At 40.4% G+C, this 19,809-nt stretch carries 17 protein-coding genes; 12 read left to right on the top strand and 5 right to left on the bottom strand.

Annotation, left to right across the window (positions count from 1 at the left end):
- Positions 1–14: 14 nt before the first annotated feature.
- Positions 15–1,262, top strand: a complete 1,248-nt coding sequence (gene odhB / locus BSG1_RS00810; RefSeq protein WP_006834866.1) for a 2-oxoglutarate dehydrogenase complex dihydrolipoyllysine-residue succinyltransferase — start codon at positions 15–17, stop codon at positions 1,260–1,262.
- 1,176 nt (positions 1,263–2,438) lie between these two features.
- On the opposite strand, the gene sda is transcribed toward odhB, so the two are convergent.
- A complete protein-coding gene (sda, locus tag BSG1_RS00815; protein ID WP_006834867.1) occupies positions 2,439–2,573 on the bottom strand; it encodes a sporulation histidine kinase inhibitor Sda in 135 nt (44 codons plus the stop codon).
- Between the two features lie 322 nt (positions 2,574–2,895).
- On the opposite strand from sda, the gene BSG1_RS00820 reads away from it, so the two are divergent.
- The 4 genes from BSG1_RS00820 to BSG1_RS00835 all read left to right on the top strand — a co-directional run bounded on the left by BSG1_RS00820 (position 2,896) and on the right by BSG1_RS00835 (position 7,425).
- Entirely contained in the window at positions 2,896–4,539 is a 1,644-nt protein-coding gene (locus BSG1_RS00820; RefSeq protein WP_006834868.1) for an AMP-binding protein, read from the top strand.
- Positions 4,540–5,084: 545 nt separating this feature from the next.
- Complete coding sequence (locus tag BSG1_RS00825; protein ID WP_052302336.1) at positions 5,085–5,960, top strand: gamma-glutamylcyclotransferase; 876 nt, start codon at positions 5,085–5,087, stop codon at positions 5,958–5,960.
- Positions 5,961–5,990: 30 nt separating this feature from the next.
- On the top strand, positions 5,991–6,782 hold the full coding sequence (locus tag BSG1_RS00830; protein WP_006834870.1) for a GNAT family N-acetyltransferase: 792 nt from the start codon (positions 5,991–5,993) through the stop codon (positions 6,780–6,782).
- A 34-nt stretch (positions 6,783–6,816) separates the two neighbouring features.
- Positions 6,817–7,425 (top strand): DedA family protein, encoded by a 609-nt coding sequence (locus BSG1_RS00835; protein ID WP_006834871.1) that lies wholly within the window; start codon positions 6,817–6,819, stop codon positions 7,423–7,425.
- Between the two features lie 2 nt (positions 7,426–7,427).
- Here BSG1_RS00835 and BSG1_RS00840 read toward each other — a convergent pair whose 3' ends face one another.
- Positions 7,428–7,772 (bottom strand): hypothetical protein, encoded by a 345-nt coding sequence (locus tag BSG1_RS00840; protein ID WP_006834872.1) that lies wholly within the window; start codon positions 7,770–7,772, stop codon positions 7,428–7,430.
- A gap of 187 nt (positions 7,773–7,959) precedes the next feature.
- Between BSG1_RS00840 and BSG1_RS00845 the strand changes: the two genes are divergently transcribed.
- The 6 genes from BSG1_RS00845 (at position 7,960) to BSG1_RS00870 (ending at position 14,701) form a co-directional block, all read left to right on the top strand.
- A complete protein-coding gene (locus tag BSG1_RS00845) occupies positions 7,960–8,166 on the top strand; it encodes a DUF6501 family protein (protein ID WP_006834873.1) in 207 nt (68 codons plus the stop codon).
- Between the two features lie 337 nt (positions 8,167–8,503).
- Entirely contained in the window at positions 8,504–9,385 is an 882-nt protein-coding gene (locus BSG1_RS00850) for an ATP-binding protein (RefSeq protein WP_006834874.1), read from the top strand.
- Positions 9,386–9,396: 11 nt separating this feature from the next.
- A complete protein-coding gene (locus BSG1_RS00855; RefSeq protein ID WP_006834875.1) occupies positions 9,397–11,316 on the top strand; it encodes a vWA domain-containing protein in 1,920 nt (639 codons plus the stop codon).
- Positions 11,317–11,755: 439 nt separating this feature from the next.
- Complete coding sequence (locus BSG1_RS00860; RefSeq protein WP_044022152.1) at positions 11,756–13,333, top strand: cation:proton antiporter; 1,578 nt, start codon at positions 11,756–11,758, stop codon at positions 13,331–13,333.
- Between the two features lie 41 nt (positions 13,334–13,374).
- The gene (locus BSG1_RS00865; protein ID WP_044022153.1) at positions 13,375–13,554 is read left to right on the top strand and encodes a hypothetical protein; all 180 of its coding nucleotides are present in this window, start codon (positions 13,375–13,377) and stop codon (positions 13,552–13,554) included.
- A gap of 451 nt (positions 13,555–14,005) precedes the next feature.
- Positions 14,006–14,701 (top strand): YfjL-like protein, encoded by a 696-nt coding sequence (locus BSG1_RS00870; protein ID WP_006834878.1) that lies wholly within the window; start codon positions 14,006–14,008, stop codon positions 14,699–14,701.
- Positions 14,702–14,897: 196 nt separating this feature from the next.
- Here BSG1_RS00870 and BSG1_RS00875 read toward each other — a convergent pair whose 3' ends face one another.
- From BSG1_RS00875 to BSG1_RS00885, 3 genes are all read right to left on the bottom strand, one after another.
- Positions 14,898–16,049 (bottom strand): toxic anion resistance protein, encoded by a 1,152-nt coding sequence (locus tag BSG1_RS00875; protein WP_006834879.1) that lies wholly within the window; start codon positions 16,047–16,049, stop codon positions 14,898–14,900.
- A gap of 15 nt (positions 16,050–16,064) precedes the next feature.
- Positions 16,065–16,676, bottom strand: a complete 612-nt coding sequence (locus BSG1_RS00880) for a 5-bromo-4-chloroindolyl phosphate hydrolysis family protein (protein WP_006834880.1) — start codon at positions 16,674–16,676, stop codon at positions 16,065–16,067.
- A gap of 326 nt (positions 16,677–17,002) precedes the next feature.
- Entirely contained in the window at positions 17,003–17,281 is a 279-nt protein-coding gene (locus BSG1_RS00885) for an acylphosphatase (protein WP_006834881.1), read from the bottom strand.
- Positions 17,282–17,675: 394 nt separating this feature from the next.
- Here BSG1_RS00885 and BSG1_RS00890 point away from each other — a divergent pair, with 394 nt between their 5' ends.
- Positions 17,676–18,833, top strand: coding sequence for a D-alanyl-D-alanine carboxypeptidase family protein (locus tag BSG1_RS00890; RefSeq protein WP_006834882.1), 1,158 nt, complete (start codon positions 17,676–17,678; stop codon positions 18,831–18,833).
- Positions 18,834–19,809 lie beyond the last annotated feature (976 nt).

A 19,809-nucleotide genomic window follows, 5' to 3' on the forward strand; every position in this document is an offset into this window, starting at 1 on the left:
AGGAGGAAGACAAAGTGGCAGAAATTAAAGTACCAGAATTAGCAGAATCCATTACAGAGGGTACAATTGCCCAGTGGCTGAAACAACCGGGCGATTATGTAGAAAAAGGGGAATATATCGTTGAACTAGAAACGGATAAGGTCAATGTGGAAGTGATTTCCGAAGAAGCAGGAACGATTCAGGAATTAAAAGCTGAAGAAGGCGATACGGTTGAAGTCGGCCAGGTCATCGCAATCGTAGGTGAAGGCGGACAGCAGCCTGCATCTTCTGACAGTAAATCAGAAGAAAAAGCAGAAGCTCCTAAGGAAGAAGCAAAACAAGAAGAGTCTTCCCCTGCACCAGCAGAAACAGAAGGCAAGAAAGAGCGCGTAATCGCTTCTCCTGCAGCCCGCAAACTTGCTCGTGAAAAAGGAATCGATTTATCTCAAGTATCAACAGATCCACTGGGAAGAGTTCGTAAGCAAGATGTTGAAGCTTATGAGAACAAGCCTCAGTCTGCTCCTTCTAAACCGGCTGCATCGGAAAGTAAACCAGCGGCTGCGCCGAAGAAAGATGACGGCAAACCGGTTGTACGTGAAAAAATGTCACGCCGACGCCAGACAATCGCCAAACGTCTGGTTGAAGTACAGCAAAATGCTGCAATGCTGACAACCTTTAATGAAATCGATATGTCAGCTGTCATGGAACTGCGTAAGCGCAAAAAAGATAAATTCTTTGAAACACATGATGTTCGCCTAGGATTCATGTCATTCTTCACAAAAGCAGTTGTAGCTGCATTGAAGAAATATCCTTATGTTAACGCTGAAATCGATGGCGATGAAGTTGTCCTTAAGAAGTATTTTGATGTTGGTGTTGCTGTATCAACTGATGATGGTCTTGTTGTTCCTGTAGTAAGAGACTGTGACCGCAAAAACTTCGCTGAAATTGAAGGCGAAATCATGGAGCTTGCAACAAAAGCACGTAACAACAAATTGGCTCTAAGTGACCTTCAAGGCGGATCATTCACCATCACAAACGGCGGTGTATTTGGATCGTTGCTATCTACACCAATCATGAATGGACCTCAGGTAGGTATCCTTGGAATGCACACAATCCAGCTTCGCCCTGTTGCGATCGATAAGGACACAATGGAAAACCGTCCAATGATGTATATCGCGCTTTCTTATGACCACCGTATCATCGATGGTAAAGAGGCAGTAGGATTCCTTGTAACAATCAAGAACCTTCTGGAAAACCCTGAAGATTTATTGCTTGAAGGATAATATAGTTTCTTAAACCAGCAGAAGACCTCTGCTGGTTTATTTATATCTTATTTTGAAGTAGTGGATAATGTAGGGTTTTAGTGAGAGAAGAGTTTGCTGGATATCTATGGATCCATACAAGATTGGGTGAAAAGACGTGAAATGATGTATGAAAAAGAGTTGGATTGATACATCATTGAGTCAAAGTGCGTGAATGATGTATGAAAAAGGGTTGGATTCATACATCATTGAGTGAAAAAGCGTGAATCATGTATGAAATAGCACTAGATTCATACATGATTGAGTGAAAAGACGTGAGATGATGTATGAAAAAGGGTTGGATCCATACATCATTGAGTGAAAAGACGTGAGATGATGTATGAAAAAGGGTTGGATCCCTACATCATTGAGTGAAAAAGCGTGAGATGATGTATGAAAAAGGGTTGGATCCATACATCATTGAGTGAAAAGACGTGAGATGATGTATGAAAAAGGGTTGGATCCATCATCATTGAGTGAAAAGACGTGAGATGATGTATGAAAAAGGGTTAGATCCATACATCATTGAGCGAAAAAGCATAAATGATGTATGAAAAAGGGTTGGATCCATACATCATTGAGTGAAAAAGCGTGAATCATGTATGAAATAGCACTAGATTCATACATCATTGAGTGAAAAGACGTGAGATGATGGATGAAAAAGGTTTAGACCCATACATCATTGAGTGAAAAAGCGTAAATGATGTATGAAAAAGGTTTAGATCCATACATCATTGAGCGAAAAAGCATAAATGATGTATGAAAAAGGGTAGGATCCATACATTATTGAGTGAAATAGCGTGAAATGATGTATGAAAAAGGGTAGGATCCATACATCATTGAGTGAAAAGACGTGAGATGATGGATGAAAAAGGGTAGGATCCATACATCATTGAGTGAAAAGACGTGAGATGATGGATGAAAAAGGGTTGGATTAATACATCATTGAGTGAAAAAGCGTGAAATGATGTATGTAAAAGTACTAGATTCATACATCTTCAAGGAACAAGACGTCAATCGTGTCTAAAGTAAATAACCATTCACCAGAACAAGTGTCATTAAAAAAGCAGAAAGCCCGCTTTAACGGGCTTCCTGCTAATTATTTTTACTGGGGGCAATTGAATAGACATTAATGTCATTAAGTATTTTGGAATTTCCTTAAACCTTCCTAACAGGCCTCATTCCTCGACTATGAATCTCCTTCTTCAACATTTGAATCCAGTCACGATCAGTACCGTTTTTCTCCGCGTCACGATAAGCTGCAACCAACTGTTCATTACTCATAATCTTCATTGGAAAACCTCCTAGGAGATATTAAATATAGAATATTCTATATTTTCTATACATTCTACATTTATTCATGACAGATGAAAAGGGGTTTTACAAAAATTTTTTATAAAAATTTTACCAATTTTGATTTAAGTAAAGTAACGAGCTTGTGAAACTTACTCAAGTCAAGGAAGGATTTGATAACAAAAATTTTACAATCTTAGTATTTTTAATATTCAAAAATTTGTGATAACATAAAGGCGGGAGATGTGGAGAAAACGGACATCAGGTCAGGCAGTTTATTCCTGTTCCACAAGGAAAAATCTTTTGCTTGAATGGGGGAAGTATGTTGTCAAAATTATTGAATGTTACAGTAGGAAGGTTATTGGAAGAGAAGGCGGCAGCACAAGGGGAAAGAGATGCCGTAGTGTACAATGACAGAAATTTAAGAATGTCTTATAAGGAGTTCGATTTGCACTGCCGTAAGGTCGCAAAAGGGTTGATGGGTCTTGGGCTGCAAAAAGGGGAGCATATGGCCGTCTGGTCTACAAACACCCCTGAATGGCTTGCATGTCAGTTTGCTACCGGAAAAATGGGTGCTGTGCTGGTGACCGTAAATACTAACTATCGAACTGCTGAGCTCGAATATTTGTTAAAACAATCTGATGCAACGACCATCCTTTTAATGGATCAGTATCGAGATGCTTCTTATATAGAAATGCTTTATGAAATTTGTCCTGAATTAAAAGATTCGCAGCCAGGCAACTTGGAAAGCAAACGGCTTCCGGCACTTAGAAATGTCATAGTTCTAAGTGAAAAACGCTATAGTGGTACATACAATTGGGAAGACATTTTGCAAATGGCTGCTTCGGTAGAGGAAACCGAACTTGATGAACGTATGTCAGACCTGCATCCTGAAGATGTGATTAATATGCAGTATACATCAGGGACCACAGGGTTTCCGAAAGGGGTCATGCTGACTCACAATAATATTGTCAACAATGCATATAATATTGCTCAGTGCATGAGATTGACTAATGAGGACAGGTTGTGCATTCCTGTGCCGTTTTTCCATTGCTTTGGGTGTGTTCTCGGAACGATGGCATGCGTATCAGTGGGGGCGGCCATGGTGCCTGTACAGGAGTTTGATCCTGGTACGGTTCTGCAGACTGTCCAAGATGAAAAATGTACAGGATTGCATGGAGTCCCAACGATGTTTATAGCAGAGCTGAATCATCCTGGCTTCGACCAATTTGACCTCTCGTCGCTTAGGACAGGAATCATGGCAGGCAGCAACTGTCCTATCGAAGTGATGAAAGGGGTAATTGACAGGATGGGAGCTGATGAAATTACCATTGCCTATGGTCAAACAGAATCTTCACCTGTCATAACCCAGACGAGGACAGACGATCCGATTGAACTTCGTGTTGAAACAGTGGGCCGGGCACTTCCTAATGTAGAAGTGAAAGTCGTTCAACCAGGTACAGACGAAGAAGTTCCATTTGGAGTGCAGGGTGAATTATGTACAAGAGGGTACCTTGTAATGAAGGGCTATTATAAAAATGAGGAAGCCACAGCAGCGGCAATTGATTCAGATGGCTGGCTCCATACAGGTGATTTAGCTGTAATGGATGAGAACGGATACTGCCGGATAACAGGCCGCTTAAAGGATATGATTATCAGGGGCGGGGAAAACATCTATCCAAGAGAAATTGAAGAATTTCTCTATACCCATCCAAAAGTTTTAGATGTTCAGGTCGTTGGAATACCTGACAAAGTTTATGGTGAAGAGGTCATGGCTTGGGTCATCCTAAAAGAGGGGCAAACTGCTTCTGCGGATGAACTCCGTGAGTACTGTAAAGGGAAGATTTCCCGCCACAAAGTTCCTCGATATATCGAATTTACAGATGCTTATCCAATGACTGCATCGGGTAAAATTCAGAAATACAAACTCAGGAAAGAGGCAGAGAAAAAAGCTCTTCACAGCTAATCTACAGTGCAAGAAGCTGGTTAGTTAACGCCAGCTTCTTTTTGTATTCTTTTACTATAAATGGTTCTTACAAGTTGATTCAATGGAGAAACAAACCGATTGACTATATGGGGCAACGATAAGGCCAGATAGACCTGGCAATCACATATTGCTGAGAATCTTGATTACCGGTTGAGCTGTTATTCTTATTGGTTGATTTCTTAGAGGTTGTTGCTCTTACTCTCATTCTTCTGAAATTAAATTTGTTTACGAATGGTTGAGTAAAGCGGAGTAACGCACCTGGAGCGGATATCAACTAACTCCTCCGTGAAAAGTTTTTTTAAAAAAACAACTTTCTCATCGACAACGAGCATTCTAGGGTTTTATCAGTTAGAAGGAGACAAAAAAGTCAGTTCTTTAAATTGCAGAGAAATAGACAAAAACTTAAAAAAAGGAGATTAACATGAAAGTGTAGAATGATTTATTGAGGGTAACCTAGCATTTCTATAGTTTTTACCTTATAAATCAGAATGAGATCATTTCAACAGGGAGGATTCAGAGGCAGTATGAAGATATTCGTTTATGGTTCATTAAGAAAAAATCAAAGATACCATTATTACTTAGAAGATTCAAAGCTCATTTCAGAACAAGCCTGGATACAAGGTAAACTCTATGATACTGGAGAAGGGTATCCTGCAGTGAAAGAAGGAAAGGACAGGGTATTCGGTGAGATCTATGAAATAAATCAGACGGTTCTGGAGAGCATAGATGATCTAGAAGACTATAAAGAAAATAGTGATAATAACCTCTATATGAGGCAGGTCGCAGAAGCGCAGACTGATGAGGGGCCCGTTGATGTTATCTATTACACTGGTTTTCAATCATCACTGTTTAAAGACTATATTGCTTCCGGGGATTGGACACTGCATACGTTCATGGAACAAAAGCCGGACTCTCTCCTTTATTTTGCCTATGGATCTTGTATGGATCTGGAAAGGTTCCAGCTTGCCGGTGTGGATCATCATTTCCAGCAACCTCTGGGTAAAGGGGTTTTGAACGGATACTCAATGAAGTATACATATATTGTTGAAGATGGTGGCCGCGGGGATATCATAGAGGATGGCGGAGTGACGGAAGGGATTGTATACAGCCTGCCTTTTGAAGCTGTGGATTATCTATATGAAAGAGAAGGGGTCGTACCTGGCAGATATCGTGCAGCAATGGTAAATGTCGTGGTAAACGATGTTTTGATTCCAAATGTATTGACATTCATAGTGAATCATAGAGGTGCAGAAACCCGTCCACCCGCTCATTATGCCAGGGAAATCCTCAGAGGATCAATGCCATATGTCAGCCAGGAATATCATCAAAAACTAAAAAAACAGCTATTACTCCTTGGAATGTCCGAAGCAGAGGTTGAAGGACTTTTGAATAGTGAATAAGATTTAATTGAAAGGCAGTTATGAATAGGAATGAATAAATCTGACGTAATTAAAGCAATTGAAGCACACCATTGGGATTATGAAAAAGAATGGATCCCCGCTTATATAGAAACGATTGAGGAAGATGGGCTGAGGGCAATTAAGAATCCGAGAATGCACAATGTCCTCAGCAATAAGGTTGTGGAGTTTTCTTCTGAAGGACATCAACTTGTGCAGCAGTGGGAAAGAACTAAAACCTTTTTTGGAAATGTTCCATTCAGTCTCTGGCTGGAAAGCATGCAGAGCGAGCTGCTGTCTTCCCTGTTAGAGAAGGATGGATTTAGTATCACTGAAAAGTATGATGGACTTGGATTCATGCTTAATCAGTTTAAAGGAAAAAGGGGCATTAATACCAATATTGATTATATAGATGTAGAGAGTGACGAGGATATCCGGAACCTTGTTGAAGTGTCTTCACTTATCTGGGAATACCCGAAAGACCAGGAGGAATCGTTATTTAATCAAAGGAAAAGTTATATTACTTCCCCTTACAGGAACGGTGGATATATACTGGGGCTGAAAGATGCCAAACCGGTCGCCTACAGTAATTACAGATACAGCAGCGATGGAAAAACGATGTTTATGAATGGAAGCGGGGTCCTGCCCGGGCATCGCCATCAGGGAATTTATTCTGATATGGTTAAGTTTCGTCTCGCACATGCAATATCCAGGGGAGCTCTTTTGGCCACATGCCAAGCAAGGCGCGGCCATTCATCGCCTGTTCTAAGAAAACTGGGATTCCAAAAGTACTCAACGTATGATTATTGGGTATATAAAGGATAAAATCACTATTTGCTCTTAAGACAGGAGGAAGGGCATGGCTCTTTTGGTTGAACTTGTGAATGATTTAGGCTATTTTGCCATGTTTATATTCAGTTGGTTAGTTTTTGTTGGGTTTCCGATTCCCAATGAAGCAGCAGCAGCTTTTTCCGGGGTTTTAACAGAATGGAGAGGCTACTCACCTGCCACTGCTTTTACAGCAACTTATCTTGGTGTCATCAGTTCCGGGACTTTTGGGTATGGTTTGGGGAGATGGGCAAAGAACTTCCTTCTCTATAGATTCGAGAAGACAAAATCCAGGAAAGTCATTCGCAAAGGCCAATTGTGGCTGGAGAAGTATGGGGCTGCCGGCATTTCATTCAGTTACTTCATTCCAGGCGTACGGCTGTTCATGCCATACATAGCGGGCGCATCGGGGATATCATCCGGCAAGTTCATGATGGCTGCTTATCCGGCGGCATTACTATGGTGTTTAATTTATTTTCAAATAGGGAGGTTATTCCCTTCCACCTTTTCAGCCATCGTTGAACATCTTTCATTCGCCATTACTTCAGTGACTTTTATCATTATCGTCATCATAAGCGGCATCTTATATACTAAAAAAAGGAAGAGGGCGGCAAGCACCATCTTCAAAAGCGGAGAGTGAGATTAACCGCGCGGTAGAGGGCGGTCAATCTCTTCGACAATAGTATAATAGTTTCCTAAGAATCCGAATGCCTTGATGGTCGTCCGGTTGCCTTCCTTGCCTTCAAATGTCTTCGTAACCGTGTTGAAAAAGAGATACCCTTCTTTCGTTCGTGAACCAGTGAGAATAAGGGTGCGTGATTTATCTGAATCATCAACTTGCATGGTACATGAAATAGCTCCGCACGAAATATCATACTTGCCTTTCAGCCACCTATTAAAATCCTCTTCATCGGGACGGTGGATCGTTGAATAAACCAAAAACAGGCAAACTACCACCGCCAGCAGTTGATTTAATGGTTTTTTCATTATCTTCAACCTTTCAAATCTATATAGTATTACTATACCATTTAATTACCAATTGAGATAGGGAGTTTTAAGAGGCAATCTGTATCCCTCTACAGAAGCAAGAGATAAAAATGTTGGAAACAGGCTATTGAAGTGATCGGCGCAGAAGAATATACTAGAGGGAAAGAGACAGAAAGGAGCTACCTAAATGATACATCGTGACTGGACCAACCGTCCTTCCATCAAAACTGTGAAATGTGTACATACAAACGCTGCAAAGTATAAAGTTGAAAATGTTTTAACAGCAGGCAAAACATATGAAGTGAAAAATGAATCAGAAGATTACTTCTTCGTGATTGACGACAGCGGGAAAATGGGCGGTTTCTACAAAGATTATTTTGAAGAAGCGAAATAGATTGGATTCTAAGCGGTGAATGGCATATGCATTCACCGCTTTTTTAATTGAGGATAAATGTGTTCCTTTGAAAGAAGAAATCGTAGTTGAAGGGATACGATTAAGGAAGAAACGTTCCCCTTGAAGGAGGATTCCGCGGTTGAAGGGGTAAGATTAAGGGAAAAACGTGCCCCATGAAGTAGGAGCCGGCAGCTCTAGGGATCTGATTATAAGTGCATGAACCGTATCGTTAATAAATGATAAAGGCATCTCGTGACCTTCGTCGTTGCAGTGAAACCGTTTTTCCATGTAGAATGGTTTCTAGTGTAGAATTTCGTTTTAGGAAGGAAGAATTACAATGAGTTTAGAAAACCAATTACCTGAAGCTGTTTCAGGGATTTTATCAAATAGAAAAACCCAATTTACGGGTGATGAATATCAATCCTTGATAGGAGAGGGTGGTTACACAGCCCAGGATGCAGCCATCCTTGAAGATGCGATTATTGCCTTGGGAATGGGGAAAAATGTTCTCCTGAAAGGTCCTACGGGTTCTGGGAAAACGAAACTTGCGGACACGCTTTCCTCTATTTTTTCTCAACCGATGCACAGCATAAATTGTTCAGTCGATATGGATGCAGAAGCGCTGCTCGGCTACAAAACAATTGCTGAAAGAGATGGTAAAAATACGATTGAATTTATTGAGGGGCCGGTCATTGAAGCGATGAAAAAGGGCCATTTACTCTATATTGATGAAATAAATATGGCTAAACCCGAAACACTTCCGATTTTGAATGGTGTATTGGATTACCGTCGAATGATTACAAATCCGTTTACAGGAGATGTAATCAAGGCATCAGAAACCTTTGGTGTCATTGCGGCCATCAATGAAGGCTATGTCGGAACGGTTCCTCTAAATGAAGCATTAAAAAACAGGTTTGTTGTTATAGATGTGCCTTATATCAGCGGAGAGACCTTAAAGTCAGTCATTATGTCACAGAGTAAGCTGCAAGACGAGAAGCTGGTTGAAAAATTCATCGCTTTATCATCTGATCTGTTGGTACAAGTGAGAAATGGACAGGTTTCCGAAGAAGCCGCATCCATCCGTGCATTGATTGATGCATGTGATTTGGCGTTGTACCTGCCACCAATGAGGGCCATCCAGCGCGGAATTATTGATAAGCTGGAAGATGACAGAGAGAAAGCGGCCATTCTTAATATCGCAGAAACTCTTTTTGAGTAAGGATTGATTGTATGCGGAGATTTATACAGTTTAATGATGAAAAAATTGATTCGTTTCTTTTTATGGAGCTGTCCGACCTTGCCAAGACATTGACACAAAACGGTGAGATGGAATTGGAATATGGTCCCCATTCCTATATGGACGCAAAAAATGAAACAGTTTACGTGACACATTTTTGGGACCACAGAAGCAAGTTGGAAGAGATCGATGGCTTGAAAAGCGATATTTTCCTCAGAACAATCGGCAATTTAAAACATACCGATGTAGCGGAGACAGAAAAGTATATAAAAAAGGTGAAAGCAACTAAGCTGCCGAGTCTTGGAAAGCAGCTATTTACACTAGCAGAGGATATCCGTTTGGAGGAAATCTGCAAGCGGGAAAGACCTGGTACGAAAAAAGCCTTTGAAACCAGAAGGAATCTTTATCGCCAGTACTTTCAATCTCAGCTGAAGGTTAACTTGGTAAAGAGTGTTTTTACCGATGCGTTGTATAACAGCATGTACTTGATTCTTAATGCCAAATCCCCACTTGAACAGGAGATTACCATCAACGAGCGAATCGATATGGCTATGCCATTCATCAAAGACTCACTTTTGAAATTCTTTGACACAAGATCTACAAAAGATGTGAGCCGAATCTGCCTGGACTTAATGGATGTTTTTGAAGAGATTCTTGAAAAAGATATGCTCAACGAATATTTTCATCTCCCTGAAAAGGTATATGCCCAGGAAGAGAATGGCTTGACGATAGAAGATTTAAAAAGAAAAGACCCGCTTCAAAACGATGATACTCTTGATGAGGAGAGTACTGGCGAAGAAGAAGTGTTTGAAGAAGAGATGGAGACCTGGCATCGTGAAACGAGTGATAAAGGTGATTCATTCCTTCAATTTGATCTCGATCAAGGGTCTAAGGCTGACTTGATGGGTAATGGAGTGAGGGAAGGAGAAGAGGGGGACCAGGCACTCGGAATGGTGCAAGGGTCTTCACAGGAGACAGCAAATAAAGATTACTCGCAAATGGAAGCTGCCCGTCAGGATAGGGAAGACGAACAGGGTGGAGGAGAGATGGAATATGGAAAAGAGAACAGATTTGCTTATCCAATTTTCCTTTCGCCGGAAACACCCGAGTATGAAGACATCAGAGCGTATGATACCAACAAGGGCTTGATTGCACCTTATCAGAAAAAACTAAAAAAAATGATTGAAAAGACGTTGGAACATAAAAAAATTCAACCTAGAAGCGACCTCCATTTCGGAAGATTAAACAAAAAACTTCTTAGATTCCTGACAGATGACAACCCAAGACTGTTTTATAAGAAGCAGAATCCCTCCACGGAAATCGATGCGGTATTCTCCTTGCTTGTGGATTGTTCAGCCTCCATGTATGACAAAATGGATCAAACCAAGCTTGGTATCACACTGTTTCATGAATCATTGAAATCAGTGAGGGTTCCGCATGAAGTGGTAGGGTTTTGGGAAGACACCAATCATGCAACAGAAACCAAACAGCCGAATTACTTAAAGACGGTAGTGGATTTCCAGGGCAGCCTCAAACCTGGAAGGGGTCCGGAAATCATGAGCCTTCAGCCTGAGGAAGATAACCGCGACGGATTTGCCATCAGGCTCATGACAGACAGACTGCTGCACCGAAGTGAAAAGCAAAAATTCTTGCTTGTATTTTCAGATGGAGAACCGGCTGCATTCGGCTATGAGCAAAATGGAATCGTCGACACACATGAAGCGGTTTTGCAAGCCAGAAAACAAGGAATCGAAGTCATTAATGTGTTTCTTTCAAATGAGGAAATAGAAGAGGCCCAACGGAAAATGATTGAGAACATTTATGGAAAGTTCAGTATCCTTGTTTCTGATGTGGAAGAACTCCCGGATGTCCTGTTTCCGTTGCTGAGACGATTGTTGATCAAAAGTTTGTAAAGGGCTGGAAAGTGTCTTTAGAAAGGTTCTAAAGACCAAAAGCGGAGCAAAATAGAGTAAATGTGTCTTTAGAGGACTTCTAAAGACCAACAGCCCAGCGAAAACAGAGTGAAAGTGTCTTACTTAAGAGAGGTTCTAAAGACAAAAACCCAGCGAAACCAGAGAGAAAGTGCTTCTAGAGGCCAATAGCCTAATGAATTCCAAGCAAAATGACCGCCGGAAGAGTTCCAAAAGCTTGTCACTATTAAAGTGACAGGCTTTTTTGTGTTTTACAGACTCCTGTAATGGATAATATAAATAGATATGCCACTCGTGCTAGGACCAACTTGAAAAATAGCCGCAACCAATGCATTTTCATTAAACTACAGTTCTTGGCGAATAATAAAAGGCACTGGTACAGTACATAATGTTCAAAGTTAAAATGAAAGGAAGTCATATCATGCATGAATTGGATTTGCATCATATATTTCAGCTTGGCCTGATCTTGGTGATGATTGCTGCGGGTATTACGGCGGTCGCCAAAAAGTTAAAGCAGCCTTACCCCATAGCACTGGTCATCATTGGTGCTTTGATTGGTCTCTTTGATATTCCTGTGCTGGAGCCATTGAAACTGTTCATTACGGAAGGGGAAGTCTTCAATTTTGTCATCATCACTCTTTTCTTGCCGGCACTGTTAGGGGAGGCAGCGCTTAAACTTCCTTTTGCCCATTTGAAGGATAATAAAGAGCCGATTTTTTCGCTTGCTTTTGTGGGGACATTCGTATCTACCATAATAATCGGATTCAGCACTATTTATTTCTTTGATTTTTCAATACCAGCTGCGTTTGTGTTTGCGGCTCTGATGAGTGCAACAGACCCGGTGAGTGTACTTTCTATTTTCAAAAGTGTCGGGGTAAACAAAAGGCTGGCTGTGGTCATCGAAGGAGAGAGTTTGTTCAATGATGGGCTTGCGGTCGTTCTTTTTAATATTTCGGCGTTCTACTTACTTTCCTACCTGGATGCAGGATGGGCTGGTCTCGGAAGCGGTGCCTGGGAGTTTGTCAGAGTCGTTTCACTTGGTTTAATCATTGGAGGCTCACTTGGTTTCGGATTTTCTGTTTTGACGAAGTACTTTGATGACTATCCATTGGAAATCATTTTCAGCATCATCTTGTTCTATGGGTCGTTTTTATTAGCTGAGAGTGTTCATGCTTCAGGTGTTATTGCAGTAGTGGTTGCCGCCTTGATTTTTGGTAACTACGGAGGCAGGATCGGCATGAGTCCGACAACCAAGTTGAATATTAATAACTTCTGGGATGTAGCTGCTCTGTTAGCCAACTCACTTGTTTTCCTGATGGTCGGGCTCGAGATCACCAGGATTGATTTAGTGGACAAGTGGCAGCTGATTCTCGCAGCCATCCCTCTTGTGCTTGTTGCCAGAAGCATAGCTGTATATTCGAGTCTCGCATTTATCAAGAGTTTTCCGCTTAAATGGAAACATATCTTGAACTGGGGTGGGCTGAAGGGATCGCTATCAGTCGCGCTTGTTTTGAGCCTTCCAAGGGAATTTACCGGCCGGGAAGATATTTTGGTGCTTGCCTTCAGTGTCGTCCTGTTCTCGCTTGTCGTACAGGGTCTATCCTTAAAGCCATTGATCGGATGGATGGGGGTAAAACCGGAGAAGGAAGGGTCCGTGGAATTTGAAAAACTGATTGCTCAACTTCATCGATACGAGACAGCCATCACGGAAATTCACAGAGTCAAACAAAAGCTTTATATCACAGATCCAGTTTCTGAAGAGTTGGTCGCTGTCTATGAAAAAAGGCTGGATATCCTCAAAGCTGAGATAAATGAATTGTTTGAAAAAGTACCTGATTTAAAGCAGGATCAGATGAATTCACTCAAGAAGCATACTCTTTATGCCGAACATGAAGCAATTGACAACCTTTTGAGAGAAGAGATCATCTCGAATGAAACAGCTGAAAGAGAGCATGAACGACTTACAGATGCCATCATTAATATAGAAGGGAAGCATTAATAACAAATAAATGGTATAATGAGGAAAAGGAGGCAAAGCAAATGTTCTGGGTATATTTTGCAATTCCTTTCGTTTTGGTTCTCGTTTACGCTGTTTACCACGATTACAAGAAAAAACCTTACTCCTCGGAGCGCAGATCTTCAAAAAATGAGGACTATGCCTATGCACAAAGTATGGCAGAAGTTAACCGTCATAGTAACAGCAGTGGAGGCCCGCTTTAATACCAGCCAAATAGGCATTCTTCTAACGGGTTCTGCTTTCGAGTCTAAAACTTAAAATATCACAACAAAAGGAGTGCCAAATCGCATCGATTTGGCACTCCTTTTTACTTGTTTTAACGGTGATTTTTTCAGGGTGCACTTTTATTGTCTGGATTATTAAACCTATCAATTTTCCCACCTTATTTATTCATTCAGTTATCTGGAGCTTATCGACTAAAAGTAAGTTTCTTTTTATGAGAAATTAATTATGAGGTTATATCAAGTGTTAATGTCATTAAGTAAAAGTGAGCACTCACAAACGGCCAGACTTAAATAATTTGTCAAAAACTAAGTAAAATATAGTATTTTCTACCACTTTAGTGTAAAATTACACATAAGGGATAAATAGAGCCTTTTGGAGTCTTAGTGGTAGGTATTGAATTACGGGCTAATTATATTGTGAGGTGACATTATGATTAAAAAACGAATTTTCATCATAATTATACTAACACTTATTTTTTCTTTTCTTATAATTTTTTACTCTTTATTTAATGGTATTCCTTTTGGCGGTTACATTGCCAAAGCAAAAATTACTGATTACGTGGAACAAGTATATGGCTTTGATGAAAGTATCTCCAAACCACAATTCAACTTGAAAAATTCAGCATATGAAGTTTACATACCTCAATTAGAAAACCGCTTTTCTTATGACCTTTTTAAAAAACGCATCATTGATGAGAAATTAGTAAATAAGGTTAACAATGAATTCAAAGATGATTACAATAAGTTAAAGAATTCATATGAGGGCAATATTGAGTTGCCAGATGCATCCCTGTTTAGCTCAATCTTGGCTAATGGTGAATATTCAAATGACATCGAAGTCTATCAAAAGCTTTATCTTTTAGGGATTATCAACCGTAAGAAGATTACTTCTAAGGAAAGTATTAAAATGCCGGCAAAACTTACTAAAGAAATAATAGACAGTTTAGGGGAAAGTTACAACATTACATCGCTTCAAGTGATATATACTGATTTAAATGGTCAATACGAAATTACTTTAGATGACAAGAAAGCAATTTCAATCGAGACATTGAGTAGGAATACCTTAAAAAAGGATCAGATTGGTGTGGAAGGAAAAGAGTTAATTCGCGAATTAAAAGAAAACTAAAATGTTTAACTAAGCTGAAATCCGCGAACGGGGTATGTAATTTAATACAAACAGCAAAAAAATGGTCAGAGGTTTCAGCTGCTGACCATTTTTTTCGGGGAAGTTATTGGCTGCGAGTAAATAAAATACGCCAAGACACAACCCGATACAACTGTCATCCACGTCTAGATTCAGCGCCCGCGCTATGTTTTTACCTCTATTTAAGATGCAGAAGTTTGTTCTTTAGTTCGTTTTCCATGGATAGAAGTTCCTTTTCAGCTTGTTGTCTCTTTGATCTTCCTTCTTGCTGGATCCTCAATGTTTCTTCAATCGTGGAGATTAGATTTTCCTGTGTCTTCTTCAATGTTTCCATATCTATGATGGCCCGCTCATTTTCTTTGGCAGCCTCAATACTGTTCGTTTTCAACATCTGTGAGTTCTTCAACAGCAACTCATTCGTTGTATCTGACACTTGCTTTTGTGCCTGTACAGCTTTTTTCTGATGAAACAGTGTTAGGGCAATCGCAATCTGATTCTTCCAGAGAGGAATGCTTGTCAGAATGGATGACTGTATTTTTTCTGCCAATGCGCCGTTTGTATTTTGAATCAGACGTATTTGCGGAGCGGTCTGTATCGTCATTTGTCTACTGATTTTCAAATCATGAATTCTTTTCTCCAGTCGATCCAGGAATTGAAGGGCATCATTAACTTCCTGATACGCCATATCATCCTGAGTGGATTCAGCTTTTCTTCTCAAGGCCGGGATGGTCACAGATGATAATTCTTCATGCTTTAGTTCTGCTGCTGCAATATAAATATTCAGTGATTGGAAATAAGTCTTATTCTTTTCATATAATTCATCAAGGAAACGATTATCATCAATCAGGACATTTTTGGAGTGCTCCAATTTTACGGAGATCCTGTCTACTTGACTCCCGATCTTTTGATACTTTGAAAGTACTTCTGAGATTGAGCTGGACAGTTTACCGAAAAATCTCTTAACAAATCCTTTTTTCTCATTTGAAAGCTCTTCGGGATTCATTTCCTTCAATCTTTTCATTAAATCGTTCAGTACATCCCCAATAGGGCCGACATCTTTTTTCTGCACATGGTCAAGCATAGAATGAGAGAAATTCGACATCTGTGCCTGGGCTGCCGTACCATATTCCAATATAGCCTGGCTGTTATGCATGTCGATTTGCTTTGCTATCTCCTGGGCTTTCTGTCTGTGTTCTGGTGTCAGGCGGTCAGCGAGTGCTACGGGAGCATGACCGACTTCATTGCTCTGAGCGGTACCGGATGAGAATGGATCTGCCAAGAGGCTTTCTAAATCATCATTTTTATAATGGGCTGAATTGTTTGAGTTCATGGAAAGGCTCCTTTTTTACTTTTTGTTTTTTCGTGCTACATCCAACTCGAAATCCAATGTCTGGATATCATTCGAAAGGACATTCATGAGATCTTCCTGCAGTGATTCTTCTAAGGAGTGCAAAGTTCTTTTAGCATCTTTTATAGACTGAAACACCTGATCGTTTTTAATTGGCTGTGTAGCAAGGTAAGTATATTTTTCGGACAGTTCTACGACGGAATCCAGATGGTAGAAGAAAAACTGCTCACTATGATAAAATTTCTTCGGTTCTTTACGGACGATTGTATAGATCCTCCTGGAAAGTCTGTTAAGCTCCAGAATTTGTTTGAATGCCCCAAGTGAGCGAACTTGGAACTGAGTCTTCTGGAGACGCTTAATTTTGGTCTTTGCCTCTTTTAAGTTTTTTTCAATATAGCGGTAATCCTGTATAGTAATACCATTTCTCTTCAGAAATCTTCTGGTATACACCCATTTCCCCAATGCGGAACTAAGATATCCGGCTGCAGCTCCACCTGCGACTCCGAGGAGAAACGGCTGATCGAACCCGAATATCATGACGAGAAAGGTGATAAAAAATCCGTTAATTCCTAAAAATATTTTTAAGAATGTAAGCGGTATTGATTTCATGTCATCTACTCCTTAATTTCTTATCGTTACCTCATTACTATTTATTACGATTCAATACGATAAAAGTTTCAAAAATCCTGCAAAAAATAGTGAATTAAAGATTAGCTCGGTTTTGTGGTATTGCTAAATTCCCACAATAAAAAACTGACCATCTTCAGGCCAGTCATATATGAGCTGTTCTTGTTTTGCTATTACAAATGAATTTCTATCACCGGGATAGCCTGGTAAGTAAGAAAGGAAAATGCTCTCCCAGTTCAGAGAATACCCAGAGTAAAATCATGCCCTTAGGATTTTTACCGAACGAGTCAATCCTTACAAAAAATACGTTACAGAGTCTGAAATTCAACGTCTTCAATGCCGTCTGTTTCAAGCTCGTTAATATGAACAATATCTACACGGGAAACCGGGCTTGCGCCATTTTTGACGAAGGTAACAAATCTCTCGATATTGGATGCTTCGCCTTCTGCTGTAACTTCGACTGAGCCGTTTTCAAGATTTTTGGCCCATCCTGAAATCCCCATTTCGTCAGCTTTATTTTTCGTATAATAGCGAAAACCGACTCCTTGTACATGTCCTTCAACTAATAAATGTACTTTTCTTTCCATGATGTACCCCCTCCGTGAATGAGTCATTATTTTTATTCCCTAACAGGAAAGCAGTTAATCTTTTTTAGGAGCAGCCTCTTTCCTGCTTTTTTATCATCTCTATTAAATTTTGATTTCAATGGTTGAGAAACGGCTTTTTTTGATAAAATGTTTAATGTCTTTTTAAATGTCTCTTTTCGTAAACTTTGTTGCTATTTAACTCAAAGTTTTAAGGATATTTACTTAATTAACTAGGAATAGCCTGATAAGCAAGGAAGAAAAGAGCTAATTCACCTTGTTTAGAGATAAAAACCCTTGTCTTCAAGGGAAAAATCCGTCTCTTTGGGATTTTTCCGAGAGCAACAATATATACGAAAACAGCGTTATAAATTATAGTGAGGAAGGTGCTCCTTCTATGAAAAAGGTTATCATTGCAATCCTATTAATATTCATTACGGCACAAACCGCCACTGCAGAAGAAGAATATCAGAAACCCTCAATGCTGTTCAGTGAAAGCGGCGTTATGATAGATATGGAAACGGGGACCATCCTCTATTCAAAAAACGCGAAAAGGCGTATGTCGCCAGCGAGTATTACCAAAGTGGCTACAGCTATTTATGCGGTTGAAAAGGGTGATTTGAACAGCTTGGTAACAATCAGTAAAGAAGCAGCTGAAACGGAAGGCTCTTCAGTGTATCTGCTGGAAGGAGAAAAAATGACCCTGAAGCAGCTTTTGATCGGAATGATGATAAATTCTGGTAATGATGCGGCTGCCGCAATAGCCGAGCACTTAGATGGCTCAGTTGAACAGTTTAGTGAAAATATCAATCAGTTCCTTGAAGAGAAGGCCGGAGCTAAGGACACTCATTTCACGAATCCGCATGGTCTTTATGAAAAAGACCACTATACGACGGCAGAAGATATGGCTCTCATTACTTCTTACGCTATGAAAAACGAGGCGTTTCAAGATTTATTCGCCTTAAAAGAAATTGGCTGGAAAGGGGAGGGATGGAACACCACCCTCTACAATCATCACAAAATGGTCAAAGGTGAGGTGGTGTACCCTGAAGTAACCGGCGGAAAAAACGGCTATGTGGATGAGTCCAAGCATACTTTGGTTACGACAGCTTCGAATGAAAATCTGTCAGTTGCAGTGGTGCTTTTAAAAGCTCAGTCCAAGACTGCGGCCTATAATGATACATCTGTCCTGCTGGATTACGGTTTAAATCAGTTTAGTCATTTTACAATCCCTAAAGGAGAGAGGTATATGAATGGTGAAACGGAGTACCTCTCCGATAAAGACATCGTCTATACCGGCCTTGCTCGAGTGGAAGCCCCCATTTCAGTAGATAGTAATGGCAGACTGGTCTACCTGCTGGACGGAGAACCACAGTTCATAGGTAAGTTGACCACTGCTTCTGAAAAAAACGGAGAACCTAACGAAGAGCTGGCGCAAAGCGAAAATGACGGGCTGGTAAAAGAACAACTCGTTCTATACCCGGTCTACTTGTATCTGGGGCTGCTGTTGATAGCAGGAACGGCAGTTATGAGGAAGAAAATGATGGCTGAATGAAGAGCGCTAACAGTACGTATAAACTATTGAGTTTAATTATTTCAGAGCAATTTGTATTGTTAAACTTTCGCAATATTACTCCTCATTTAAAAATTTATACACAAAGCTTCTTTAATAAGAATTTATCAAACGAATATGTGTTGATTGAAGCGGAAGGTGCGGGACCTCCTGCGGGATTAGCGTGGCGTCTAGTTCCAGCGCCCGAGGTTACGTACCCACTGGAACGTAACCCAGCCCCTCGGGGTCAAATAACCCTGAGAGAATAAAAGGAAAGATCGCCTTTTTTTCTCTCAGGAACATTTGCCTGTCGGGTCTGACCAGGACGCTTCCACTTTTGATGACAGGTGAGCCCCCCAATCCAGTTGCAGCGCCCAGCCCCTCGGGGTCAAATAACCCTCAGCAAATAAAAGGGAAGATCACCTTTTTTTGCTGAGGAACATTTGCCTGTCGGGTCTGACCAGGGCGCTTCCACTTTTCATACAGGCGCAGCCGAGGCTCACCGCCCGCCCCGCGGAGTCACACACCTGGAGAGGAAATCAGTTTTAAGTATCAAGAATAATATGTCTAGATGAAAATCAACTCACTACGCTATACGCTATTATGCTTCCTTCATCTCATGCAAGAGCTCTACCCAAAGGCTGGTTATCGCTTTTTGTTTCATCACACTGCAAAGTCTTGGACAGATTAAGGGGATCCTTAAGGGTTGTTGACAAACACCCATATATCCTGTATAGTTAGTGTTTGTGATCATAAATCACATCAAAGTCAGGTCTTACTGACTACTAATCTCCGTAGTAGTACATCCAAACAAACTTCTGAAGATCAACTGATGCTTGATCGATTTTTTTAATCCTATTCCATACGGATTCAAAGGATCCGCTGAAGAATAAGGCAGCTTTTTTCAATCCAGCAAAAAAGCTTAAAAACATTATCCGATGCAAAAAAGTTAATGTTGTATGATATTTTTATTGTTAGA

The organism is Bacillus sp. SG-1 (assembly GCF_000181495.1).
GTDB lineage: Bacteria > Bacillota > Bacilli > Bacillales > Bacillaceae_B > Rossellomorea.

Bases quoted from the DNA above. Each gene is read 5' to 3' on its own strand.
- sda (WP_006834867.1), bottom strand. From the start codon at position 2,573: ATGAAGATTATGAGTAATGAACAGTTGGTTGCAGCTTATCGTGACGCG.
- BSG1_RS00820 (WP_006834868.1), top strand. From the start codon at position 2,896: ATGTTGTCAAAATTATTGAATGTTACAGTAGGAAGGTTATTGGAAGAG.
- BSG1_RS00825 (WP_052302336.1), top strand. From the start codon at position 5,085: ATGAAGATATTCGTTTATGGTTCATTAAGAAAAAATCAAAGATACCAT.
- BSG1_RS00830 (WP_006834870.1), top strand. From the start codon at position 5,991: ATGAATAAATCTGACGTAATTAAAGCAATTGAAGCACACCATTGGGAT.
- BSG1_RS00835 (WP_006834871.1), top strand. From the start codon at position 6,817: ATGGCTCTTTTGGTTGAACTTGTGAATGATTTAGGCTATTTTGCCATG.
- BSG1_RS00840 (WP_006834872.1), bottom strand. From the start codon at position 7,772: ATGAAAAAACCATTAAATCAACTGCTGGCGGTGGTAGTTTGCCTGTTT.
- BSG1_RS00845 (WP_006834873.1), top strand. From the start codon at position 7,960: ATGATACATCGTGACTGGACCAACCGTCCTTCCATCAAAACTGTGAAA.
- BSG1_RS00850 (WP_006834874.1), top strand. From the start codon at position 8,504: ATGAGTTTAGAAAACCAATTACCTGAAGCTGTTTCAGGGATTTTATCA.
- BSG1_RS00855 (WP_006834875.1), top strand. From the start codon at position 9,397: ATGCGGAGATTTATACAGTTTAATGATGAAAAAATTGATTCGTTTCTT.
- BSG1_RS00860 (WP_044022152.1), top strand. From the start codon at position 11,756: ATGCATGAATTGGATTTGCATCATATATTTCAGCTTGGCCTGATCTTG.
- BSG1_RS00865 (WP_044022153.1), top strand. From the start codon at position 13,375: ATGTTCTGGGTATATTTTGCAATTCCTTTCGTTTTGGTTCTCGTTTAC.
- BSG1_RS00870 (WP_006834878.1), top strand. From the start codon at position 14,006: ATGATTAAAAAACGAATTTTCATCATAATTATACTAACACTTATTTTT.
- BSG1_RS00875 (WP_006834879.1), bottom strand. From the start codon at position 16,049: ATGAACTCAAACAATTCAGCCCATTATAAAAATGATGATTTAGAAAGC.
- BSG1_RS00880 (WP_006834880.1), bottom strand. From the start codon at position 16,676: ATGAAATCAATACCGCTTACATTCTTAAAAATATTTTTAGGAATTAAC.
- BSG1_RS00885 (WP_006834881.1), bottom strand. From the start codon at position 17,281: ATGGAAAGAAAAGTACATTTATTAGTTGAAGGACATGTACAAGGAGTC.
- BSG1_RS00890 (WP_006834882.1), top strand. From the start codon at position 17,676: ATGAAAAAGGTTATCATTGCAATCCTATTAATATTCATTACGGCACAA.